The sequence below is a fragment of the Nocardioides sp. Soil774 genome (genome assembly GCF_001428125.1).
In the GTDB taxonomy this organism is placed as follows: Bacteria; Actinomycetota; Actinomycetes; order Propionibacteriales; family Nocardioidaceae; genus Nocardioides.
Map to the genome: position 1 here is coordinate 19,945 of NZ_LMSM01000008.1, position 22,401 is coordinate 42,345.

19 protein-coding genes are annotated in these 22,401 nt (G+C 73.8%); 12 read left to right on the forward strand and 7 right to left on the reverse strand.

Features of this window, described 5'->3' with window-relative positions:
- Nucleotides 1–38: 38 nt before the first annotated feature.
- The 4 genes from ASG76_RS11385 to ASG76_RS11400 all read right to left on the reverse strand — a co-directional run bounded on the left by ASG76_RS11385 (nt 39) and on the right by ASG76_RS11400 (nt 6,938).
- Nucleotides 39–2,960: a helix-turn-helix transcriptional regulator gene (locus ASG76_RS11385; RefSeq protein ID WP_162254106.1), complete on the reverse strand. Its 2,922-nt coding sequence runs from the start codon at nt 2,958–2,960 to the stop codon at nt 39–41.
- A 299-nt stretch (nt 2,961–3,259) separates the two neighbouring features.
- On the reverse strand, nt 3,260–4,435 hold the full coding sequence (gene hutI, locus ASG76_RS11390) for an imidazolonepropionase (protein WP_056602974.1): 1,176 nt from the start codon (nt 4,433–4,435) through the stop codon (nt 3,260–3,262).
- Complete coding sequence (locus ASG76_RS11395) at nt 4,432–5,736, reverse strand: formimidoylglutamate deiminase (RefSeq protein ID WP_056602977.1); 1,305 nt, start codon at nt 5,734–5,736, stop codon at nt 4,432–4,434. The genes hutI and ASG76_RS11395 overlap by 4 nt, the downstream gene beginning before the upstream one ends.
- Entirely contained in the window at nt 5,733–6,938 is a 1,206-nt protein-coding gene (locus tag ASG76_RS11400; protein ID WP_235529553.1) for an allantoate amidohydrolase, read from the reverse strand. The genes ASG76_RS11395 and ASG76_RS11400 overlap by 4 nt, the downstream gene beginning before the upstream one ends.
- 96 nt (nt 6,939–7,034) lie before the next feature.
- Here ASG76_RS11400 and ASG76_RS11405 point away from each other — a divergent pair, with 96 nt between their 5' ends.
- From ASG76_RS11405 to ASG76_RS19395, 7 genes are all read left to right on the forward strand, one after another.
- Nucleotides 7,035–7,649 carry a nitroreductase family protein gene (locus ASG76_RS11405; protein ID WP_056602980.1) on the forward strand — a complete coding sequence of 205 codons (615 nt, stop codon included), beginning with the start codon at nt 7,035–7,037 and terminating at the stop codon, nt 7,647–7,649.
- Nucleotides 7,646–8,980 (forward strand): M20/M25/M40 family metallo-hydrolase, encoded by a 1,335-nt coding sequence (locus tag ASG76_RS11410; RefSeq protein ID WP_056602983.1) that lies wholly within the window; start codon nt 7,646–7,648, stop codon nt 8,978–8,980. The genes ASG76_RS11405 and ASG76_RS11410 overlap by 4 nt, the downstream gene beginning before the upstream one ends.
- Nucleotides 8,977–10,440 (forward strand): MFS transporter, encoded by a 1,464-nt coding sequence (locus ASG76_RS11415; protein WP_056602986.1) that lies wholly within the window; start codon nt 8,977–8,979, stop codon nt 10,438–10,440. The genes ASG76_RS11410 and ASG76_RS11415 overlap by 4 nt, the downstream gene beginning before the upstream one ends.
- A 26-nt stretch (nt 10,441–10,466) precedes the next feature.
- A complete protein-coding gene (locus ASG76_RS11420; RefSeq protein ID WP_056602989.1) occupies nt 10,467–11,027 on the forward strand; it encodes a DUF1992 domain-containing protein in 561 nt (186 codons plus the stop codon).
- 59 nt (nt 11,028–11,086) lie between these two features.
- Nucleotides 11,087–12,169 carry an HpcH/HpaI aldolase/citrate lyase family protein gene (locus tag ASG76_RS11425; protein ID WP_056602992.1) on the forward strand — a complete coding sequence of 361 codons (1,083 nt, stop codon included), beginning with the start codon at nt 11,087–11,089 and terminating at the stop codon, nt 12,167–12,169.
- A gap of 1 nt (nt 12,170) precedes the next feature.
- On the forward strand, nt 12,171–13,040 hold the full coding sequence (locus ASG76_RS11430) for an HpcH/HpaI aldolase/citrate lyase family protein (RefSeq protein WP_056602995.1): 870 nt from the start codon (nt 12,171–12,173) through the stop codon (nt 13,038–13,040).
- A 117-nt stretch (nt 13,041–13,157) separates the two neighbouring features.
- Entirely contained in the window at nt 13,158–13,301 is a 144-nt protein-coding gene (locus ASG76_RS19395; RefSeq protein WP_175507317.1) for a hypothetical protein, read from the forward strand.
- A 65-nt stretch (nt 13,302–13,366) separates the two neighbouring features.
- On the opposite strand, the gene ASG76_RS11435 is transcribed toward ASG76_RS19395, so the two are convergent.
- A complete protein-coding gene (locus tag ASG76_RS11435; RefSeq protein ID WP_056602997.1) occupies nt 13,367–14,392 on the reverse strand; it encodes a M48 family metallopeptidase in 1,026 nt (341 codons plus the stop codon).
- Between the two features lie 132 nt (nt 14,393–14,524).
- Here ASG76_RS11435 and ASG76_RS11440 point away from each other — a divergent pair, with 132 nt between their 5' ends.
- On the forward strand, nt 14,525–15,595 hold the full coding sequence (locus ASG76_RS11440; RefSeq protein WP_056603000.1) for a hypothetical protein: 1,071 nt from the start codon (nt 14,525–14,527) through the stop codon (nt 15,593–15,595).
- A 122-nt stretch (nt 15,596–15,717) separates the two neighbouring features.
- Here ASG76_RS11440 and hutU read toward each other — a convergent pair whose 3' ends face one another.
- A complete protein-coding gene (hutU, locus tag ASG76_RS11445; RefSeq protein WP_056603003.1) occupies nt 15,718–17,418 on the reverse strand; it encodes a urocanate hydratase in 1,701 nt (566 codons plus the stop codon).
- Entirely contained in the window at nt 17,415–18,989 is a 1,575-nt protein-coding gene (gene hutH, locus ASG76_RS11450) for a histidine ammonia-lyase (protein WP_157559082.1), read from the reverse strand. The genes hutU and hutH overlap by 4 nt, the downstream gene beginning before the upstream one ends.
- 167 nt (nt 18,990–19,156) lie before the next feature.
- Here hutH and ASG76_RS11455 point away from each other — a divergent pair, with 167 nt between their 5' ends.
- From ASG76_RS11455 to ASG76_RS11470, 4 genes are all read left to right on the forward strand, one after another.
- Nucleotides 19,157–19,894 carry a helix-turn-helix transcriptional regulator gene (locus ASG76_RS11455; RefSeq protein ID WP_056603008.1) on the forward strand — a complete coding sequence of 246 codons (738 nt, stop codon included), beginning with the start codon at nt 19,157–19,159 and terminating at the stop codon, nt 19,892–19,894.
- A 36-nt stretch (nt 19,895–19,930) separates the two neighbouring features.
- On the forward strand, nt 19,931–21,187 hold the full coding sequence (locus tag ASG76_RS11460; protein WP_056603011.1) for a vanadium-dependent haloperoxidase: 1,257 nt from the start codon (nt 19,931–19,933) through the stop codon (nt 21,185–21,187).
- Nucleotides 21,188–21,298: 111 nt separating this feature from the next.
- Nucleotides 21,299–21,748, forward strand: a complete 450-nt coding sequence (locus tag ASG76_RS11465) for a hypothetical protein (protein WP_056603014.1) — start codon at nt 21,299–21,301, stop codon at nt 21,746–21,748.
- Nucleotides 21,749–21,798: 50 nt separating this feature from the next.
- Nucleotides 21,799–22,377 (forward strand): hypothetical protein, encoded by a 579-nt coding sequence (locus tag ASG76_RS11470; RefSeq protein ID WP_056603017.1) that lies wholly within the window; start codon nt 21,799–21,801, stop codon nt 22,375–22,377.
- The last annotated feature ends 24 nt before the right edge of the window (nt 22,378–22,401 follow it).

Sequence of the window (22,401 nt, forward strand, 5' to 3'; positions counted from 1 at the left end):
GTCTGGCCCACCCGGGTCAGGGCCGGTGGCGCCGGGCCTCAGAGCAGGCCGCGGCGCCGGGCGACGGCGGCGGCCTCGGTGCGCGAGGCCGCGTCGAGCTTGGCGAGGATGTTCGAGACGTGGACCGACACGGTCTTGGTGCTGATGAACAGCTGCTTGCCGATCTCGCCGTTGCTGCGTCCCTCGGCCACCAGCGCCAGGATCTCGCCCTCGCGCGGGGTGAGCACCGAGGCGGGCGTCCCCGTCGCGGGGGCGGGCGCCGATCCCTGCGCGAGCAGCTCGGCCAGGAGCGGGGCCGCCTTCATCGCGTGTGCGGCCTCGCGGGCCAGGTCGGCCACCTGCCGGGCGGCGGCCGCGTCGCCCGCCGCGCGCAGCACGCCGGCCAGGCGCACCCGGACCTGCGCGAGCTCGGGGACGCTGCCGTAGGCGGACGCCGCCTCCTCCGCGGCGCGCCACCCCTGGACGAGGTCGTCGCTGGACGGAGGGTCCACCTGCGCCAGCCAGCGCCAGCGCAGGTGCTCCGCGCTGCGGCGCGCCACCCACATCCGGTATTCCGGGCCCCGGCTGGCGTCGTAGCGGGAGTAGAAGTCGATGACGCGGGCGCCGTCGGCCATCAGCCGCTCCACGTCGGCGCGGGCGGTCTCGCGCTCCTCGGCGGACTGGTGCCGCGCGGCGGTGGCGAAGGTCCCGACCACCAGCGTCGCGAGGCGCAGCCGGGCCTGGAACCACTCGTGCCACAGCGGCACGACGGCGGCCACGACGTCGTCGTACACCTTCAGTGCGGCAGCGGGGTCGTCGGCCGCGGCCGCCCGGAGGATCTCGGCGGTGCCGGCAGTGATGGCGGTGAGGCCGTCGTCACCCCAGTGCTCGCGCAGCCGCGCGAGGGCGTTGTCGCTGTGCGGGTCGCCGCGCAGGCCGAACTGGATGAAGACCTGGTGCGCGAAGTACATCCACTCGTAGACCATCGGCGGGTCCTGGCCGCTGACGTCGAGGGTCCACCACGCCTTGCCGAGGCGGCCCTGGTGGGTGAGCGCGACGGCGAGCAGCAGCCGGGCCTCGGCGGGGTAGGGCGACCAGGCCAGGCCGCCGAGCTCGCTGCGCGCCAGCACCTCGCGGTAGACCTCGCCCGCGGCGTCGAGGTCGCCGCGGTCGTGATGCAGCCGGCCGAGGAAGTAGAGGGCGCGCAGCTCCGGCTCGAGCAGGCCGGCCGCGCGGGCCCGGTCGGCCGCGGCGCGCCAGCCCACACCGGGGTCCTCGCCGCCGGTGGGGTCGAGACCGGCCAGCGTCGTGTGCAGCTCGACCGCCAGGCTCGTCAGGTCGTTGCGCTCGGCCAGCTCGAGCGCCTCCAGCGCCGCGGCCCGCGCCTCGTCGGCGTGCCAGTTGCCGAGGGTCTCGGCGTGGACGAAGAGCGCCCGGGCCAGCAGCTTGGGCGGGCCGCCGCGCAACAGCTCGACGGCCCCGGCCGCGGTCTCCCGCGGGGACTCGGTCGTGTCGGTGAGGAGCAGCGCGGACGCCAGCGCCGTCAGCAGCTGGCCGCGGTCGACATCTGAGGCGTCGGCCGGCATCGCCGCCAGGCGCGAGCGCAGCACCTTCACGGCCTTCGGCACCCTGCCGGCCGCGACCAGGGCCTCCGCGCAGCGGCGTACGAGGGTGAGGGGGTCGAGGTCGGTGACCTGCGTGCGCGAGGTGTCGATGAGCTCGAGCGCGTCGAGGAAGTGGGTGGCGGCCTCCGAGGGACCGCCGACCGCGAGTGCCTCCTCGCCGGCCTCGACCGCCGCGCGGATCGCGACCGGGCGGTCGTCGGCGCGACGGGCGTGCTGGGCCAGCTCGGCCGCGGTGCCGACCGCGCGACCCTCGCCGAGCGCGGAGACGAAGTCGGCGTGGAGGCGCACGCGCTCGCCCGGGAGCAGGTCGTCGTAGACCGCCTCGCCGAGCAGGGCGTGGCGGAAGGCATAGGTGTCGCCGCGCGACGCAGCCAGCACGTTGGCCTCGACCGCCGTGCGCAGCGCGGCCTCGAGCTCGTGGGGCGCCAGGTCGGAGACGGCGGCGAGCAGGCCGTGGCTCACCTGCCGTCCCGCCACCGACACGATGCGGACGACCCGACGGGTGACCTCGTCGAGCCGGTCGAGGTGGACCAGCAGCACGTCGGCGAGCTCACCCGGCACCTGACCCGTCCACGCGGCGCCGACCAGCTCCTCCACGAAGAAGGGGTTGCCCTCGGCCCGGTCGACGATGGAGACGTACTCCGCCTCCGACAGGGTGCCGGGACGCAGCGCCCGCACGAGCTGTCGTACGTCGTCGTCGGCGAGCGGGTCGAGCTGGAGCCGGTCGACCCCGCGCAGCCGCATCCACTCCGCGACCTGGCGGCGCAGCGGGTGGCGCCGGTGGAGGTCGTCGGCGCGGTAGGAGACGACGAGCGAGACGCCCGGCACGGGGCGGGAGAACAGGAAGCTGAGCATGTCGCGGGTCGACTCGTCGGCCCAGTGGGCGTCCTCGACCACCACCAGCACGGGAGCCTGCTCGGCGACGGCGGCGAGGAGGTCGCCGAACGCGTCGTAGACGTTGCCGCGGTCGAGGGCCTGGTCGCCCGACGCGGTCTCGCTGCTGCGGATGCGCCGCCCGGGCTGGAGGCGCGCGAGGGTCGGGTGCTGCTCGAGCACCCGCGTCGCGACGTCGGGCAGGTCGGCCATCACGCGACCGAGGACCTCCGAGAAGGGGAGGTAGGGCAGGGAGCTGTCGGCGAGGTCGAGGCAGTGACCGGCCACGACCTGCCAGCCGGCCTCGAGCGCCTGGTCGCGCAGGGCCATCAGCAGGCGGGTCTTGCCGACACCCGCGTCGCCGCCGACGAGCATCGCGTGCACGGTGCGGCCGGCCCCGGACGCACGGATGCCGAGCTGGGAGGAGAGCTCCTCCAGCTCGGCATCACGTCCGATGAGATCGGTGGTCCGCAGGCTCGGCACGGACGACATTGTGTCGTGCCGCTGCGACACCCGTGGGTCGATCGCGGTGCGGGTCACTCGCCGGTGTCGTCGGTGCGGACGCGGGTCCAGCGGCGGGTCCCGTAGTCCTGGCGCACCTTGTCCTGCCGGTAGGCGATCTCGGCGCCGATGAAGCTGTCGGTGGTGAACATGGCCTTCTCCTCTTCCTCACGGCCCGTCGGTGGACCGTGGGTCGAGAGTCCGTCCGTGAGGTAGGGCCGGACATCGGGCGGGTGCCCTAGTCGTGGGCCCCTGCTACCTCAGATCCGGCGGGCAGCGGACTATCGCGAGACGGCCGGGCGGCCGCCCTGCCAGACGCCGGCCACGAGCGGCACGCCGGGGCGATAGGCGAGGTGGAGGTACGACGGCGCGTCGAGGAGCACGAGGTCGGCCGCCTTGCCGGGGGCGATGACCCCGACGTCGTCCCGGTCGAGCGCCGCTGCACCCATCGCGGTCGCGGCGTGCAGCGCCTCGGCCGGGCTCATCCGCATCTCGCGCACGGCGAGAGCGACGCACAACGCCATCGACGAGGTGAAGCACGAACCCGGGTTGCAGTCGCTGGCGAGCGCGATCCTGACGCCGGCGTCGAGCAGCCCCCGGGCGTCGGGGTAGGGCTGGCGGGTGGAGAACTCCACGCCGGGCAGCAGGGTCGCGATGGTGCCTGAGTCGCTGAGCGACTCAACGTCCAGCGGGCTCAGGTAGGTGCAGTGGTCGACCGCCACGAGGCCGAGCTCGCAAGCGAGCCGCACGCCGCCGCCGTAGGTCAGCTGGTTGGCGTGGAGGCGGCCGCGCAGCCCGACGTCGGACCCCGCCGCCAGGATGGCGCGAGCCTGGTCGACGTCGAAGGCGCCGTCCTCGCAGAACACGTCGATCCACCGGGCGTGCGGCGCCGCGGCCGCGAGCATCGGGCCGGTGACGAGGTCGACGTACGCCTCGGGCGTGGTGTCGGCAGGCACGACGTGGGCACCGAGGAACGTGGTCTCGTCGGTGAACTGGCGCGCCACCGCGAGGCTTCGTGCCTCGTCGTGGACCGAGAGGCCGTAGCCGCTCTTGATCTCGACCGTCGTGGTGCCCTGGGCGCGCATCTCCGCGACGAGGCGGGCGACGTGGGAGGTGAGCTGCTCGTCGGTCGCGGCGCGGGTCCTCGCGACGGTGGTGCGGATGCCACCGGCGGAGTAGGGCTCACCGGTCATCCGCGCCTCGAACTCCGCGGACCGGTCACCGGCGAAGACGAGGTGGCTGTGGGAGTCGACGAAGCCCGGGACGACGGCGCGTCCGCCCGCGTCGACCTGCACGTCGGCGTCGGGGGCCTCGGCCGCAGGGCCCACCCAGGCGATCCGGCTGCCCTCGACGACGACGGCGGCGTCCACGACGAGCCCGAGGAGCCCGCCCTGCTCGGCGCGGGCGGGGTCGTTGGTCACCAGCTCGCCGATGCCGGTGATGACGGTGGTGCTCATGTCCAGATCCTCCCGATCGCCTCGTCGAGCTCGCGCCCGATCGCGCCCCGGTCGCCCTCCTCGACGACCCACCGCCCGTCCGCCATCACCCGGCGTACGTCCTCGGCCGCAGCGGCGAAGACGACCGCGTTCTCGTCACGGCCCGCGCCCCCAGTGCGCACCGAGGCGGGGTCGAGGACGACCAGGTCGGCCCGCCGACCGACAGCGATGGCCCCGGCATCGGCCCAACCGAGCGAGGCGTGCCCGGTCACGGTGGCGGCGTCGAGGAGCTCGGCGGCGCTCCAGTGGCCGCGCTGCTGGGTGGCGAGCCGCTCGTCGAGCTCGACGGCACGCATCTCCTCGAAGGGGTCGATGACCGCGTGGCTGTCGGAGCCGAGCGTCAGTCGCGCCCCCGCGTCGTGCAGGCGCCGCGACGGCCCGATCCCGTCGCCGAGGTCGCGCTCGGTGGTCGGGCAGAACGACACGTGGGCGCGCGCTCCGCCGATGACCGAGATGTCGTCGTCGCCCAGGTGGGTCGCGTGGACCAGCGAGGTGCGCTCGCCCAGGAGGCCGTGGTCGGCGAGCAGCCGCGCGGGCGTGACGCCGTAGGCCTCGAGGCAGCCCTCGTTCTCGGCGACCTGCTCGGAGAGGTGGGCGTGGAAGGGACGGTCGCCGACGGCCGCGGCCACGGCGCCGAGGTCGGACGCGGGCACCGCGCGCACCGAGTGCACGGCCGCACCGCTGCAGGCCTGGGGGGCCCCGCGGAAGCCGTCGAGCCGAGCCGCCCAGGCGTCGACCGACCCGTCGCTGTAGCGCACCTGCGCCCCCTCCGGCGCCGCGCCGAAGCCGGCGGAGAGGTAGAGGGTGTCGAGCAGCGTGATGCGGATCCCCGCCTGCCGCGCGGCCTCCACGAGCACCTCGCCCATCTCGTGCGGGTCGTCGTAGGGCGTCCCGTCGGGCTGGTGGTGGAGGTAGTGGAACTCGCCGACGCAGGTGATGCCGGCGGCCGCCATCTCGCGGTACGTCGCCCGCGCGAGGGCGAGGTAGGCGTCGGGGTCGAGCCGCGCGGCGACGTCGTACATCTGCCTCCGCCAGGTCCAGAACGTCCCGCGGCCGCGCTGGGTGCGTCCGCGCAGGGCCCGGTGGAAGGCGTGGCTGTGGGTGTTGGCCAGACCGGGCACGACCAGGCCGCGGACCGGGACGGCCCGCTGCGGGTCGGCGTCGGGGGTGACGGAGGCGAACCGCCCGCCGTCGACCTCGACCAGCACGTCGTCCGCGAAACGGTCGCCGAGCCACGCCCGCTCGAGGAGGTAGGCCGTCACCGTGTGAGCTCCTCGAGGACGTCGGCCAGTGCCTCGACCCCGGCCAGGCAGTCGGGGGTCTCGGCGTGCTCGTCGGGCGAGTGGGAGACCCCGGTGGGGTTGCGCACGAAGACCATCGCGGTCGGGACGCCGGCGTCGGACAGGATGCCGGCGTCGTGGCCGGCCTGGGTGGGGATGACCGGCCAGTCGCCGAGGGCGGCGAGGCGGGCGGCGAGGTCGGCGTCGAAGGCGACCGACCCGGACACCGACTCGGCGGTCACGGTCAGCGAGGTGCCGTCGCGCCCGGCGCGGTCGACGGCCTGCCGCTCGATCGCCTCGACCATCTCGGCCAGGGCGTCGTCGGAGGACGCGCGGGCGTCGAGCCAGGCGGTGACCAGCGACGGGACGGCGTTGGTGCCGTTGGGCTCGACCTGGAGCCGGCCGAAGGTCGCGCGCTGCCCGGCCAGGCGCGCCTGCTTGTTGGCCGCGAGGGCGGTCATCGCGTAGGTCAGCATCGGGTCGTGCCGGTCCTCCATGCGGGTGGTGCCGGCGTGGTTGGCCTGGCCCGCGAAGTCGAATCGATAGCGCCCGTGCGGCCAGATCTGGCTGGCGAGGCCGACCGCGGTGCCGCGGTCGACGAGGTCGCGGCCCTGCTCGACGTGGAGCTCGACGAAGGTGCCGACCCCCTCGAGCGAGAGCAGCCCGCCCGCCGGGTCGAGGCCGGCGGCGTGCACGGCGTCGGCGAGGAAGACCCCGTCGCGGTCGCGCAGCTCGCGCGCCTGCTCCCACGTCGTCGCACCGGTGACCAGCCGCGAGCCCAGGCAGGCGCGGCCGAAGCGCGAGCCCTCCTCCTCCACGAAGACGGACAGGCCGAGGGGACGCGCCGGGGTGACACCGCGCTCGCGCATCACGTCGACGGCCGCCAGCGCCGACACGACGCCGAGCGGACCGTCGTACGCCCCACCGTCGAGCACCGAGTCGAGGTGCGAGCCGGTGAGGACGCCGGGCCCGGAGGCCGACGGCGGCGACCACCACGCGACCTGGTTGCCGATGCCGTCGGTCTCGACGGCGAGCCCGCGCGCCGCGCACGCCTCGGCGAACCACGCACGCAGCTCGGACTCGGCCGAGGTCCAGGGCTGGCGGAAGTAGCCGCCGGACGACGCGGAGCGTCCCACCGGCGCGAGGTCACGCCACATCTGCTCGAAGTCGTCGATGGCGGACATGCGTCCAGTCCACCGGGATCGTCGGGGCCGGTCAACGAGCGACCCCGGCAAGTCGTCTCGGATCCCAGACCGCTCCGGGTGCCCGATGATGGGTCCATGGAGTTCCGCGAGGTCGTACGCCGTCGCCGCATGGTCCGCCGCTACGCCGACGCCCCGGTCGACCCGCAGGTCGTGGACCGCATGCTGGCGCACGCCCAGCGCGCGCCCAACGCCGGCTTCAGCCAGGGCTGGGCGTTCCTGGTGCTCGACACCCCGGACGACGTCGCGCTCTTCTGGAGCACGACCGGGGCCGACCCCGACGTGCACAACGCCTGGCTGGACGGGATGCGCACCGCACCCGTCGTGATCGTGCCGCTGGCCTGCAAGGACGCCTACCTCGACCGCTACGCCGAGCCGGACAAGGGCTGGACCGACCGCAGCGAGGGCCGGTGGCCGGTGCCCTACTGGTGGGTCGACGCCGGGATGGCCGCGCTGCTGATCCTCCAGACCGCCGTCGACGAGGGGCTCGGCGCCTGCTTCTTCGGGATCCAGGAGGAGCACCTCCCCACCTTCCGCGACGCCTTCGGCATCCCCGACGACCACGCGCCGGTCGGCGCGATCACCGTCGGGCACCGCCTCGCCGACACCGGCCCCGCGGGCTCGCCGGCGCGTCGCGGGCGACGTACGAATCTGGTCCACCGCGGACGCTGGGGCACTACGGTCACCCCATGACCGACCGCGTGGTGAGCGCCCTGCAGGCCCTCGTCCGCATCCCGACCGTCTCCGACCGCGACCCCGACCGCGTCGACACCGACGCCTTCGACCGGCTGCTGGTCGAGCTGGCTGCCCAGTTCCCGCTGCTCCACGCGCGCCTCGACCTGACCCGCGTCGGGAGCCACGGCCTGCTGCTGCACTGGGCCGGCGCGAGCGCGGCGAAGCCGGTCGTGCTCATGGCCCACCTCGACGTCGTGCCGGTCGACACCGAGGCACCGTGGCAGCACGACCCCTTCGGCGGCGAGATCCACGAATCGTCCACCGGGCCGGCGATCTGGGGCCGCGGCACCCTCGACGACAAGGGCTGCGTCGCCGCGATCTGCGACGCCGTCGAGTCGCTCCTCGAGGCCGGGCACACCCCTTCCCAGGACGTCTGGCTGTCCTTCGGCTGCGACGAGGAGGTCAGCGGCACCGCCGCCCCCGAGGCCGTCGCCGTGCTGCGCGAGCGCGGGGTCACGCCGTGGCTGGTCCTCGACGAGGGCGGTGCGATCGCGGGCGGCGCCTTCCCCGGCGTCCAGGCACCGCTGGGTGTCATCGGCGTGACGGAGAAGGGCACGACCTCCCTCGAGCTGGTCGCCGAGGGACGAGGCGGTCACGCCTCCACCCCGGCGCGCAACGGGCCCACGGCCCGCATCGCGCGCGCGATCCTGCGCGTCGAGAAGGCGCCGTTCCCCGCCTCCGCGCCCGCGCCGACCCTCGAGCTCCTGCGCCGGCTCGCACCCCACGTGCCGCTCCCGCTGCGCCCGCTGCTCGGCCGCGCCGACAAGGTGGCGCCCGTCGTCACCCGGGCGCTGGTCGCCGCCGGGCCCGAGGCCGCCGCCATGACCCGTACGACGGTCGCGGCCACCACCCTCAGCGGGTCGCCGGCCATCAACGTGATCGCCTCGACGGCGAGGGCCGGGCTCAACGTCCGCGTGATGGTCGGCGACACGGTGGCCGGCGTGGTCGAGCACATCCGCAGGGCCGTCGCCGACGACTCGATCCGCATCGACGTCATCGAGGCCGGCGAGCCGTCACCGGTGTCGCCGATGGACGAGCCGTTCGAGCTCCTCGAGGTGTGCATCGGCGAGGTCTTCCCCGAGGCCGTCGCCACGCCCTACGTGATGATGGCCGCCACCGACTCGCGCCACTTCACCGCGATCAGCGGGCACGTCTACCGCTTCGCCCCCTTCCGGATGACCAAGGCGCAGCGCCAGGCCATCCACTCCTACGACGAGCACCTCGGTGTCGCCGACCTGGTCGACGGCGCCCGGTGGTACGAGCTGTTGATCGAGAGGCTTCCGCGATGACCACCACCCGGCCCACCGCCCCGACCGCCGTGAAGGGGCTCGCCGCGGTCGTCGGCTTCCTCGTGCTGGTCGAGTTCGCCAGCGGCATCCTGCAGGGCTACTACACCCCGATCTACCCCCAGATCGCCGACCACCTCGCGATCAGCGAGGGCGACATCAACTGGTTCGAGGCCGCGCAGCTGATCGTCAGCGCGCTCTGCATCCCGCTGCTCGCGCGCCTCGGCGACCTGGTCGGGCACAAGCGGGTGCTGCTCGTCTCGACGGCCGTGACCGCGCTCGGCTCGTGGTGGTTGGCGCTCGCCCCGACGTTCTCGACCTTCCTGGTGGGCTGGGCGATCCAGGGCGCGTACGTCGTGTGGCTGCCGCTGGAGATCGCGATCATCCACCGCCGCACCCGCACCTCGGGCCGCCAGGAGCTGCTCACCCGGCGCGGCGCCGCGATCCTCGTCGGCTCGCTCGAGCTCGCGGTGATCGTGGGCGCGGTCACCAGCGGCCTGCTCGTCGACTCCCTCGACATGAACGTCCTGCTCGCGATGCCCGCGATCGTGGTGACGGCCGTGTTCGTCGTCGTCCTCGTCGGCATCGAGCAGGCGCCGGGCGACGACGCCGGCGGCAGCATCGACTGGGCCGGGCTCGCGCTGGTCACCGTGGCGCTCGGCGTGCTCATGGGCGGGCTCGTCTGGCTGCGCCTCGACGGCCCCGGCTCGGTCCGCGGCTGGCTGACGATCGTGGTCGCCGTCGCGGTGTTCGTGGCGTTCTGGCGCTTCGAGCAGCGCCACCCCGAGCCGATCGTCGACGTGCGCCTGCTCTCCGGGCCGGCCCAGTGGCCGGTGCAGGTCACCGCCTTCCTCTTCGGCGTCCCGGTGCTCGGCGGCCAGATCCCGCTCTCCACCTACGCGCAGGCCGACCCCGCCGAGCGCGGCTACGGCCTCGGCGCCGATCCCGCCTTCATCTCCACCCTGATCGGTCTCTACGTCGTCACGCTGGCGATCGGCGCGTTCACGCTGCCGCTGACCACCCGCCTGCTCGGCGGCGTACGACGTGCGCTGGTCGTCGCGTGCCTGCTCGTCGGGCTCGGCTACCTGCTGTGGCTGCCCTTCCACGACGAGACCTGGCAGGCGCTGGTCAACATGGGCATCGCCGGCCTGGGCTCAGGTGCCCTCGTCGCGGCGCTGCCCGCGGCAGCCGCGGCCGCCGCGCCCCCGGAGCGCACCGGGATCGCGACCGGCATGACCAACGGCGCCAAGACCGTCGGCGGTGCCATCGCCTCGGCCGTCTTCGCCATCGCGCTGACCGCCACCGGCTCGCTGGACGCGACGGCCGAGCAGGTGGCGCCGCTGGGCGGCTACCTCACCGTCTGGGCGGTCTGTGCCGGCGCTGCCTTCCTGGCCGCCGCGGCGCTGATGGCCGCGCCGGCGCACGCCTTCAGCGACCGACCCGGGCTGGGCACCACTTCCTAGACTGGGTCGCGCGGAGGTGATGAACGATGTCCGGTCCCCACGACGACGCAGGTCCCGAGCACGGCGAGCCCGTACGCCGCCTGCCCGAGCGGGACGAGCGCACCGGACGGTCCGCCGCGGCCGCCCGCATCGCCCACCAGTCGAGCTGGGTCGAGCAGCAGCTGCGCGTCGCGATGGAGCGCGGTGACTTCGACGACCTCCCCGGCCAGGGCAAGCCGATCGAGGACCTCGGGGTCGAGCACGACCCCGACTGGTGGATCAAGAAGCTCGTCGAGCGGGAGAACATCGCGCTGCTCCCGCCCGCCATCGCGCTGCGCAAGGAGGACGCCGAGCTCGACGCCAGGCTCGATCGCATCACGGCCGAGACGGACGTGCGGCGCGAGCTCGAGGACTTCAACAGGCGCGTCATCGAGGCCAGGCGCCAGCTGCAGGGCGGCCCGCCGGTGGTGACGCCCACCCGTGAGGTCGACCCCGAGGTCGTGGCCTGGCGCGAGCGGCGTACGGCCCGCATCGAGGCGCAGCGGGCGGTCCGGGCCGCCGTGCATCCGGAGTCGGCGAAGCGGCGGTGGTGGCGGCGCGGCCGCTGAGCTGGCCGAGAGACATCCGTCATATCGACGCGGCGCCCAGCAGCGGTAGTTTGCGCACCATGCCCCGGACAGCCAAGGAATTCTTCGCCCCGCTCGCCGTCGGCGCACCGACGCCGCTGCGTGAGATCCCCGCCCGGCCGAGCCGCGCGATCCACTTCTTCGACCCCGGCAACGAGAAGATGGCGGCCAAGGTGCCCGGCATGGTCGGCACCGTCGACGTGCTGCTCGGCAACCTCGAGGACGCCGTCAAGGCGGAGAACAAGGAGAAGTCGCGCCAGGGCCTGGTCGACATCGCCCGATCCACCGACTTCGGCCCGACCCAGCTGTGGACCCGCGTCAACTCGCTCGACAGCCCGTGGGGCCTCGACGACCTCGTCACCCTGGTGACCGAGGTCGGCGACAAGCTCGACGTCATCATGGTGCCCAAGGTGCAGGGCGCGGAGGACATCCACTACGTCGACCGGCTGCTCGCGCAGCTCGAGGCCAAGGCCGGCCTCGAGCGCCCGATCCTGGTGCACGCGATCCTCGAGACCGCCCGCGGCGTGGCCAACATCGAGGAGATCTGCGGCGCCAGCCCGCGCATGCAGGGCCTCTCCCTCGGCCCGGCCGACCTCGCGGCCGACCGCCGGATGAAGACCACCCGCGTCGGTGGCGGCCACCCCGGCTACCTCGTGCGCCAGGACCCGCCGCGCGACGACCTCGGCGTGCCGCAGTACGACGCCGAGCGCACGACGTACCAGCAGGACCTGTGGCACTACACGATCGCCCGCATGGTCGACGCGTGCGCGATGCACGGCATCTACCCCTACTACGGGCCGTTCGGGGACATCAAGGACGTGCAGGCCTGCGAGGACCAGTTCCGCAACGCCTTCCTCCTCGGGTGCGTCGGCGCGTGGAGCCTGCACCCGGTCCAGGTCAAGATCGCCCACCAGGTCTTCTCCCCCAGCGTCGAGGACGTCGCCCACGCCCGCCGGGTGATCGCGGCGATGGGCGACGGCACCGGTGCGGTCATGATCGACGGCAAGATGGAGGACGACGCCTCGGTGAAGCAGTGCCAGGTGATGGTGCGCCTCGCCGACGAGCTCGCCGCGATCGATCCCGAGCTCAAGGCGCAGTACGACGCGATCTCGACGGAGGCCTGAGATGAGCGAGTTCACCCCTCTCCGCTCCGTCCTCTACATGCCCAGCTCCAACGAGCGGGCGCTGGAGAAGGCGAAGAGCATCGCCTGCGACGCGCTGATCCTCGACCTCGAGGACGCGGTCGCGCCCGACGCCAAGCCCGTCGCGCGCGAGGCGGCAGCCGCCGCGGCCGCGAGCGGTGACTACGGCCGGCGCACCGTCACCATCCGGGTCAACGGCATCGGCACCGAGTGGCACGACGACGACATCGTCGCCGCGAGCCAGGCCGGCCCCGCCGCGATCGTGGTGCCCAAGGTCGGCAGCGCCGCCGAGGTCCAGCAGCTGGTGGCCGCCATGGAGAAGGCCGGCGCCCCGGACCACACGGTGCTGTGGGCCATGGTCGAGACGCCGGGTGCGATCCTCGACGCGCTCGCCATCGCGCGTGCCTCCGAGCGGCTGGGCGCCTTCGTGCTCGGCACGAACGACCTCGTGAAGGAGCTGTACGCCGAGCACGTCCCCGGCCGCGCCCCGATCCTCCCGAGCCTGCACACGGCCCTGCTGGCCGGCCGCGCCGCCGGCATCGCGGTGATCGACGGGGTCTACAACGACGTCAAGGACACCGAGGGCTTCCTCGCCGAGTGCGAGCAGGGCCGCCAGATGGGCTTCGACGGCAAGACCCTCATCCACCCCGGGCAGGTCGAGGGGGCCAACGCCGCCTTCGCGCCCAGCGAGGCGGCCGTCGAGGACGCTCGCGGCCTGATCGCGGCCTGGGAGGCCGGCAAGGGCGCGGGAGTGGTGACCTACAACGGCAAGATGGTGGAGAACCTGCACGTCGAGTCGGCCCGACGCACGCTCGCGATCGACGAGGCGGTCCTGGCGCTGGACGCGGGCTGACGCACCCGGGAACGGCGAAAGTCCCACCCACAGGGATGGTCCGACTTCCCAAACGGGCGCGCGTTCGCCAGAGTGGGGCGGCTGCCCACGGTGGGCTGCTTACTAGGAGGCGAAAACATGATTGTCCTCGGACTGATCCTGCTCATCCTCGGGCTGCTGCTGCCCCAGAGCATCCTGACCACCATCGGCCTGATCCTCATCGTGGTCGGCCTGGTGCTCAACTTCGTCCCGATCGGCGGCTCGAGCCGGCGCGTCTGGTAGTTCCACCACGCCAGTGCCGGACCCCGGTCGCCGTTGGGCGACCGGGGTCTGTCGCATTTCCGGGGTCAGGCGCTCTCGCCGCGGCGGAACCGGTCGCCCAGCCAGGTGCTCGCGGAGCCCACCCAGCCCGCGAGGTCGTGGACCAGGCGGCCGAGGGTGTCCTGGGTGCGCTCGAAGGCGACGGCATAGCTGGCCGCCGCCTCCTGCGCGGCCTCGCTCACCGAGGCCTCGTCGTCGTCGGCACGGCGCGGGTAGGCGCCGCCGAGGATCGCGGTGTAGGCGCCGGAGTCGATCCAACGCCGCAGCTCGGTCGCGCGCACGACGGCGAAGGGGTGGCTCTGCTGCTGCAGCAGGGAGAGCTTGATGAGCGACTCGCGGACGTCGCCGCCCTCGTCGTACTCCGCCCCCTGGGAGAGGAACGAGGTCACGTCGAGCTCGTCGAGGGTGCCGCCGCTGGCGAGCTTCATGTGGGTGCGCAGCGCGGCGGTCGGGTCCTGGCTGGCGAGCAGGCCGGCGCGGTCGGCCGACAGCTCCGCCTTGCGCGACCACTCCAGCAGCCCCACCGTGACCATGCGGATGCCGATCGCGCCACCGGGGATCGCGTTGAGCAGGCCGCCGAGGCCCAGCAGCCGCAGCAGGAGCGTGCGGTAGACCGCGTGGCCGCTGATCGCGTGGCCGAGCTCGTGGCCGATGACGAAGCGGAGCTCGTCGTCGTCGAGGTGGTGCACCAGTCCCGACGACAGCACGATGATCGGCCGGTCCATGCCGAGGGTCATCGCCGTCAGCGTGGGGTCGGCCTGGACGTACATCTCGGGCAGGTCGGTGGCGTCCAGGCTCCGCCCGACCTCGGCCAGCAGCCGGTGCAGGCGGGCGAACTGGCGCTCGTCGACCCGCACCGCCGAGCCCAGCAGGGTCAGGCGCCAGGCGCGCTCGCGGAACACCCCCGACATGGTCTTGAGCAGCACGTCGAAGCCCTTGAGCTTGCGGAGGGCGACGAGCGCCCCCCGGTCCGCCGGGTGCTCCCACGCGCGCGAGCTGATGTCGGTCAGTACGACGCGCGCACGCGCCGGCTTCTTGTCCCCCGTGGCCATGGCGTGATCCTGCCGCACCGGACGCCGGAAGTCAGCCGTTTGGTCCTCGCGCCGCCGCACCCGTGCTCCGCGTTTGGCCGCCGCCCGGGCGGGTAGGAGGAGCCGGTCACCCGCCACCACGAGGAGCCCCGAATGCGCACCCGTCGGCTGCACGCAGCCCTGCTCGCCACCGTCCTGACCAGCTCCCTCGTCGCGGTGGTGGGCGCGACGCCGGCCGAGGCGGCCGGCCGGGCCGGGGCGAAGGTGCGCTGGGACGTCACGAGCTACGTCGCCGGCACCGACCGACTCGAGGCCCACGGCACGGCCCCCGGGAAGCACCGCAGGATCCAGCTCCAGGTGAGGACGAAGGGCCGGTGGATCACCATCGGCTCGCACACGAGCAAGCGGAGCGGCAAGTTCCGGGTGAGCGCACGACTCGACTGGTACGGCAACCACAAGGTGCGGGTCCGCGCGGCGGGCCGCGGCCCCCGCTTCGTGAAGAGCACGACCGCAAGCATCTCCGGCGGCTACGCCCCGGTGGGCAACCCCGCCGACTACGACCTGCTCGGCACGTCGAGCGCGACGTCGTGGCGCTTCAACCCGTGCCAGACCGTCCGCTACAAGGTCAACGCCGACGACACCGGCCAGGCCGGGCTCGACGCCGCCCGCCTGGCGATGGCCCAGATCTCCTACGCGACCGGCATCACGGTGAAGTACACCGGCACCACCCACATGATCCCGGCCGCCGACGAGAGCGCGCGCCTGCCGAAGCGCACCAACCTCGTCATCGCGTGGGGCACCAACGCCGAGGTCCCGGCCTTCGCCGCGAGGGGCGCGGACGGGTTCGGCGGTCCACGTCGCGGCTTCTACGCCCGCTCCGCCGGTGGCCAGCGCGTGCAGATGACGACCCAGGCGGGCGTCACCCTGCTGACCGAGAGCTACGGCACCGCGTACACCGCCGGCTTCGAGTCGACCGGCGTACCCGGCATCGGCCACCTGCTCCTGCACGAGATCGGCCACGCCTTCGGCCTCGACCACTCCGTCGGCACCGACGAGATGATGTTCGGCGGCGCGTGGAGCGCGGATGCCGACGGGGTCTACCGCTCGCGCCTCGCCGCCGGTGACCTGGCCGGCCTGGCCCAGGTCGGGCTCGGCAAGGGCTGCCTGCGCCCGGTCAACGGTCGCTTCGCCGCGCGCGCCCAGGCACCCGCGCCGCTCGACTGACGTACGACTCGAGCGTCGACGGCGGCACTTGTCGACCGCCGGGGACGCTCGACGCACGGCATGCCGTGCGTCGAGCGGACCACGGTCCGCTCAACCCCCGCCGTGGACGGGCGGCAGGCCGGTCAGGCCTCGGACATGGGAATCCGTACGCCGCGCTCGGCCGCGACCTCGACGGCACGGTCGTAGCCCGCGTCGACGTGGCGGATCACGCCCATGCCCGGGTCGTTGGTCAGCACCCGCTCGATCTTCTCGGCCGCGAGCGGGGTGCCGTCGGCCACGGTGACCTGCCCCGCGTGCAGCGAGCGGCCGATGCCCACGCCGCCGCCGTGGTGGAACGAGACCCACGTCGCGCCCGACGCGGTGTTGACGAGCGCGTTGAGGATCGCCCAGTCGGCGATGGCGTCCGAGCCGTCGAGCATGGCCTCGGTCTCGCGGTAGGGCGAGGCGACCGAGCCGCAGTCGAGGTGGTCGCGACCGATGACGATCGGCGCCGACAGCTCGCCGCTGGCGACCATCTCGTTGAAGCGCGCGCCCGCCTTGGCGCGGTCGCCGTAGCCCAGCCAGCAGATGCGGGCCGGCAGTCCCTGGAACTGCACCCGCTCGCTCGCCATGTCGAGCCACTTGTGGAGGCGGGCGTACTCCGGCTTCTCGTCGGCCGGGAAGAGCTCCTTGATCGCGCGGTCGGTGGCGTGGATGTCGGCGGGGTCGCCCGACAGCGCCGCCCAGCGGAAGGGGCCCTTGCCCTCGCAGAAGAGCGGACGGATGTAGGCAGGGACGAAGCCGGGGAACTCGAAGGCACGGTCGTAGCCGCCCTTGCGGGCCTCGTCGCGGATCGAGTTGCCGTAGTCGAAGACCTCCGCGCCGGCGTCCTGGAACTCCACCATCGCGCGCACGTGGCGGGCCATCGACTCCTGCGCGCGCTTGGTGAAGCCGCGCGGGTCCTGGGTGCGCTCGCGCTCCCAGTCGTCGTACGCCGTCCCGACGGGCAGGTAGAACAGCGGGTCGTGCGCCGAGGTCTGGTCGGTGACGACGTCGACGAGCGGACCGTCGCCGGCCTCGACCCGGTCGAGGTGGCGCTCGAGCAGCGCCGGCACGAGCTCGGCGGCGTTGCCGAGGACGCCGATGGACAGGCCGCGGCGCTCGTCGCGGGCCTGCAGTGCCAGCTCGACCGCGTGGTCGAGGTCGCGCGCCTGCACGTCGAGGTAGCGGGTCTCGAGGCGGCGGTCGATGCGGTGCTGGTCGCACTCGACGCAGATCGCCACGCCGTCGTTCATCGTGACGGCGAGCGGCTGCGCGCCGCCCATGCCGCCGAGGCCGGCAGTGAGCGTGATCGTCCCGGCCAGCGTCCCGCCGAACCGCTTGTCCGCGACGGCGGCGAAGGTCTCGAAGGTGCCCTGGAGGATGCCCTGGGTGCCGATGTAGATCCACGAGCCGGCCGTCATCTGGCCGTACATCGTGAGCCCGAGGTCCTCGAGCCGGCGGAACTCCTCCCAGTCGGCCCAGTCGCCGACGAGGTTGGAGTTCGCGATGAGCACCCGCGGTGCCCAGGCGTGGGTGCGCATGATGCCGACGGGCTTGCCCGACTGCACGAGCAGCGTCTCGTCGTCCTCGAGGTCGCGCAGCGAGGCCACGATGGCGTCGTACGCCTCCCAGCTGCGCGCGGCCTTCCCGGTGCCCCCGTAGACGACGAGGTCCTCCGGACGCTCGGCGTTGTCGGGGTCGAGGTTGTTCATCAGCATCCGCAGCGGCGCCTCGGTCTGCCACGACTTCGCGGTCAGCTCGGTGCCGTGGGCGGCGTGGATGGGCAGGCGGGGGTTGGTCATGCGAGTTCTCCGATCACGGACGAGGCGGCGGCGAGGACCGCGCCGGACTGGACGAGGTCGACGGTGGCCTCGATCTCGGGCGAGAGGTGGCGGTCGGGGCCGGGGCCCTCGATGCCGGACCGGCGCAGCAGCGCGACGACGGCGGCCGTCGCGGGGGCGGGCGTCAGCGGGGCGCGCAGGTCGAGCGCGCGGGCGGCGGTGAGCACCTCGACGGCGACCACCCGGGCCAGGCCGTCGACGGAGCGGCGCAGCTTGCGTGCGGCGTTCCAGCCCATCGACACGTGGTCCTCCTGCATCGCGCTGGAGGGGATCGAGTCGACCGACGCCGGCACCGCCAGCCGCTTGAGCTCGGAGACGATGGAGGCCTGGGTGTACTGCGCGATCATGTGGCCGCTGTCGACGCCGGGGTCGTCGGCAAGGAAGGGCGGCAGGCCGTGGTTGCGGGCCTTGTCGAGGAACCGGTCCGTACGCCGCTCGCTGATCGAGGCGACGTCGGCGGCGACGATGGCGAGGAAGTCGAGGACGTACGCGACCGGGGCGCCGTGGAAGTTGCCGTTGGACTCGACGCGGTCACCGATGACGACCGGGTTGTCGATCGCGCTGGCCAGCTCGCGCCCGGCCACCGTCGCCGCGTGCTCGACGGTGTCGCGGGCGGCTCCGTGCACCTGCGGCGAGCAACGCAGGGAGTAGGCGTCCTGGACGCGGTTGCACTCCACCGTGTTGCTTGGCCCGGTGCGGTGGGAGGCGACGACCCCGGAGCCGACCAGGAGCGCGGTGAGGTTGGCCGCCGACAGCGCCTGCCCGGGGTGGGGCCGGATCGCCTGGAGCTCGGGGGCGAACACCCGGTCGGTGCCGAGCTGGGCCTCGACGCTCATCGCGGCCGCGACGTCGGCCGTGCGCAGCAGCATCCGCAGGTCGGCGATCGCCAGCACCAGCATGCCCAGCATGCCGTCGGTGCCGTTGATGAGCGCCAGGCCCTCCTTGGCCGCGAGCTCCACCGGCTCCAGGCCGACGGCGGCAAGGGCCTCGGCGGCCGGGAGGAGGGTGCCGGAGGCGTCGCGCACCTCGCCCTCGCCCATCAGCGCCAGGGCGCAGTGCGACAGCGGCGCCAGGTCGCCGGAGCACCCGAGGGAGCCGTACTCGCGGACCACGGGCGTGATGCCGTGGGAGAGCAGGTCGGCCATGAGCTGCGCGGTCCCGCGGCGTACGCCGGTGCGTCCCGTCGCGAGCGTCGAGAGGCGCAGCAGCATGAGCGCGCGCACCACCTCGCGCTCCACCTCGGGACCGGACCCGGCCGCGTGCGAGCGGACGAGCGAGCGCTGGAGCTGGGCACGCATCTCCACCGGGATGTGCCGGGTGGCCAGCGCCCCGAAGCCGGTGCTGACGCCGTAGGACGGGGTCTCGGCGGCGGCGAGCTCCTCGATGACGGCGCGGGCGCGGTCGATCGCGTCGAGCGCGTCGTCCGCGAGCGTCACGGGTGCGCCCTCGCGGGCGACGCGGACGAGGTCGTCGAAGGACACGGGGCCGACGCCGACCTCGACCGGCGACGCAGTGGTGTGGGTGCTCTGCATGAGTGTCATCCAACGCCCGCGGGAGGCCGCCCACCAGTGGTCGGCGAGTGGTCCGTGTCTCGGATCCCAGACCGGTGAAGGGCGGGGCCGGGGTCTGGACCAGCATGCGCCGCCGGCGCGTCAGGCCTACCGTGACGAGAGGCGCGACGTCGGGGAGGAGGCGCGCCGTGGCTGACATCGTGCTGGACGAACGGCAGCAGGACACCCTGCGCCGGCTGGTCGCGCTGGAGGCCGTCCCGGGCGCCGCGCCACCGCAGGTCGTGCTCGCCCTCGTGGACCGGCTCGTGCCGTGCGACGCGATCGAGATCGACCTGGCCGACTCCACGGGCTACGTCGTCGAGCAGATCGCCTTCTCCTCGGCCCCGGTGGCGCTCGACAACCTGCAGGTCTGTGACGGCCCCCTGATGCTCGGTCTCGTGCACCAGGGCCGTCAGCGCGCCGAGCGGGAGGTGCTGCGCCACTACGGCATCACCGACGGGGTCACCCTCGGGTTCAGGTGCGGGCCCGACCACGTCGTCCAGCTCGCCCTCGACCGCTACACCCGGCCCTTCTCCGAGGGCGAGATCGCCCTGCTCCGCATGATCAGCCCCGCGCTCCAGCGGCTCATGCGCACGCGGCCGACCCCCTGCCTCCCCGACTCGCTCACCCTGACCGAGCGCCGGGTGCTGCAGCTGGTCGCCACGGGCCGCTCGAACTCCGACATCGCGGCCGACCTCTTCGTCTCGGTGGCCACCGTGCGCAAGCACCTCGAGCACGCCTACCGCAAGCTCGGGGTGCACAGCCGGATGGCCGCGGTGGCGGCGTTCGAGGGGCGCCCGCAGGCCTGGTCGCCGCGGGGCGAGGTGGTCGAGCCGGCCAGAGATACGCCGGGAAGCGAATATCGCGCGGTCGCCGGTCTGGCTTGACTCGAAGGACACTCCCTTCGACCGAGAGGCACGCCCATGACCTCCCTCCGCCGCACCCTGGTCGCGCTCAGCGCCGGTGTGCTCGTCGTCCCGCTCCTCCTCGTCGGCGGCGCCAGCGCCCCGGCCGCCGGCACTCGCCCGGCCCGTGTCGGTGCTGGGCCGCAGGACGACCACATCAAGGCCGCCGAGGCGGCCGTCGCATGGCAGCGCATCGCGGTGCGCACCATCTGGACCGAGACGGTGCCCGCCCCGGCGCCCCCGGTCGGCTCGATGTACCTCGCCTTCACCTCGCTCGCCGTGCACGACGCAGCACGGGAGGCCCAGCGCCGGGGCCGGGTCGCGGCCACCGCCGCCGTTGCGACGGCGGCGCACGACGTCCTGTGGGAGTACTTCCCGGCGTCGCGGGCCCACCTCGACGCCGACCTCGCGGCCACCATGGCGCGCGTGCCGGACGGCTGGAAGGCCGACGCCGGAGCCGCGATCGGTGCCGCCGCGGCCGACGAGATGATCGCGTCCCGGGTCGGCGACGGACGCTTCGACACCACGATCGTCTACCAGAGGGCGCCGGCACCCGGCGTGTGGCAGCCGCCCGCGACCGGCATGGCGCTGGCCTGGCTCGGCTTCCTCAAGCCCGTGGTGGCCGTCGAGCCCGTCGCCCTCGACGGACCCCACCCGCTGACGAGCGCCGCCTACGCCGCGGACTTCCGCGAGGTCGCGTCCGTGGGGTCCGCGACCTCGACGACGCGGACGGCGGAGCAGACCGCCATCTCGCAGTTCTTCGCCGCGCCGACCGTGAGCGCGGGCTACCGCCTCGCCGTCTGCGACCTCCTCGACGCCGAGCCGCTGGGCCTGCTGCCCACGACGCGGCTGTTCGCGAGGATCGACGCGGCGGTGCTCACCAGCTTCATCCAGACGTTCCGGCTGAAGTACGACGTCGGCTTCTGGCGTCCCTTCCAGGCGATCGCTGGCGCGGCGACCGACGGCAACCCCGACACCGCTCCGCAGACCGGCTGGGTCGGCCTGCTGCCCACACCGGCGTACTCCGACTACACCAGCGGGCACGCCGCGGCCACCGCACCGTTCGCGGAGGTGGTGCGCCAGACGTTCGGCGACGACACCACCCTCGTGCTCCGGGTGGGCTCGCAGACGCGGACGTACGCCACGGTCAGCGCCCTGGAGCACGACGCGCTCGAGTCGCGCATCTGGGGAGGGCTGCACTTCCGCGACGCGATGGACGACGGCTACCAGCTCGGCCACACCACGGCACAGCGGGTGATGGCCGTCATCCGCTGATCCCGCGGCGTTCGGTGTCCCCCACCCCGACGGGGGACACCAAACGACGGCTCTTGTGGCACGGTCGTGAGGGAGGCGACCTGAAGGGGTCGCGGGAAGCAGGGGCACGTCATGAGCACCACCGCATGGATCATCCTCGTCGTCGTCGTCGTGATTGCACTGGTGGCGATCGCCGCGTTCGTCGCCGCCCAGCAGCGCAAGAGGAAGCAGGTCGCGCAGGCCGAGCAGCTGCGCGAGGAGGCCCACCAGCACGCCAGCGAGCTCCCCGAGACCCAGGTGCGCGCCAAGGAGGCCGAGGCGGAGGCCGAGCGCGCCCAGCTCGAGGCCGAGCGGGCCCAGCAGCAGGCGCGCGAGGCGCAGGTCGCCGCGACCCAGCAGCAGGCCGTCCACGAGGACCGGCTGCGGACCGCCGACCAGGTCGACCCCCGCGTGGACACCGCGTCCGACGACTACGCACCCGGCACCACGCAGACCGGTGCGCGGACCGACGACCCCGACACCGTCCTCGACGCGGACGACCCGCGCCGCACCGACGGGACCGGCGGAACCCACCGCGCATGAGCCGTGGGCTCTGACACACTGGCACCTCCCTGTACTCCGAGAGGTGCCTCGTGACCGCGCTCATCATCATCATCGTCATCCTCCTGGTCGTGCTCGCCGCGGCGTTCGCGGTGATCCGCCAGAGGAACCAGCAGGCCAACATCGCCCGCGCCGACCAGCTGCGTCACGAGGCGGCCGGCCAGGCACGTACGACGATCCCGCCCGCCCAGGAGCGCGCCGCGCAGGCCGAGGCGGAGGCCGCAGAGGCCCGCGCCCGCGCCGAGCAGGCCGAGGCCGAGGCGCGCGAGGCCCAGCTGGCGGCGCAGCAGGCCGAGGCCGCCCACGAGGGCCAGATCCGTGCCGCGGACCGTCTCGACCCCCGTGTCGACGAGCGCGCCGACGACTACGCCCCCCAGGTCCCCGGCACGGTCGACCAGCAGCCGACCGCGCCCGCCGACGTCAACCGCGACCTCACCCCTGACACCGCCCCTGACACCGCTGCCGACTCCCCGGCCACCGACGAGTCCGCGACCGGCCAGTCGCCGCTGCTGCCGCGCCGCACGCCGGGTGCGCAGGAGATGCCGGGCAAGCCGATCGAGACCGACGGCTCGGGCGGCTGGTTCACCCGCAAGGACTCGGACCAGGGCTGAGCCCGATCCGCAGATCCGCCCGAC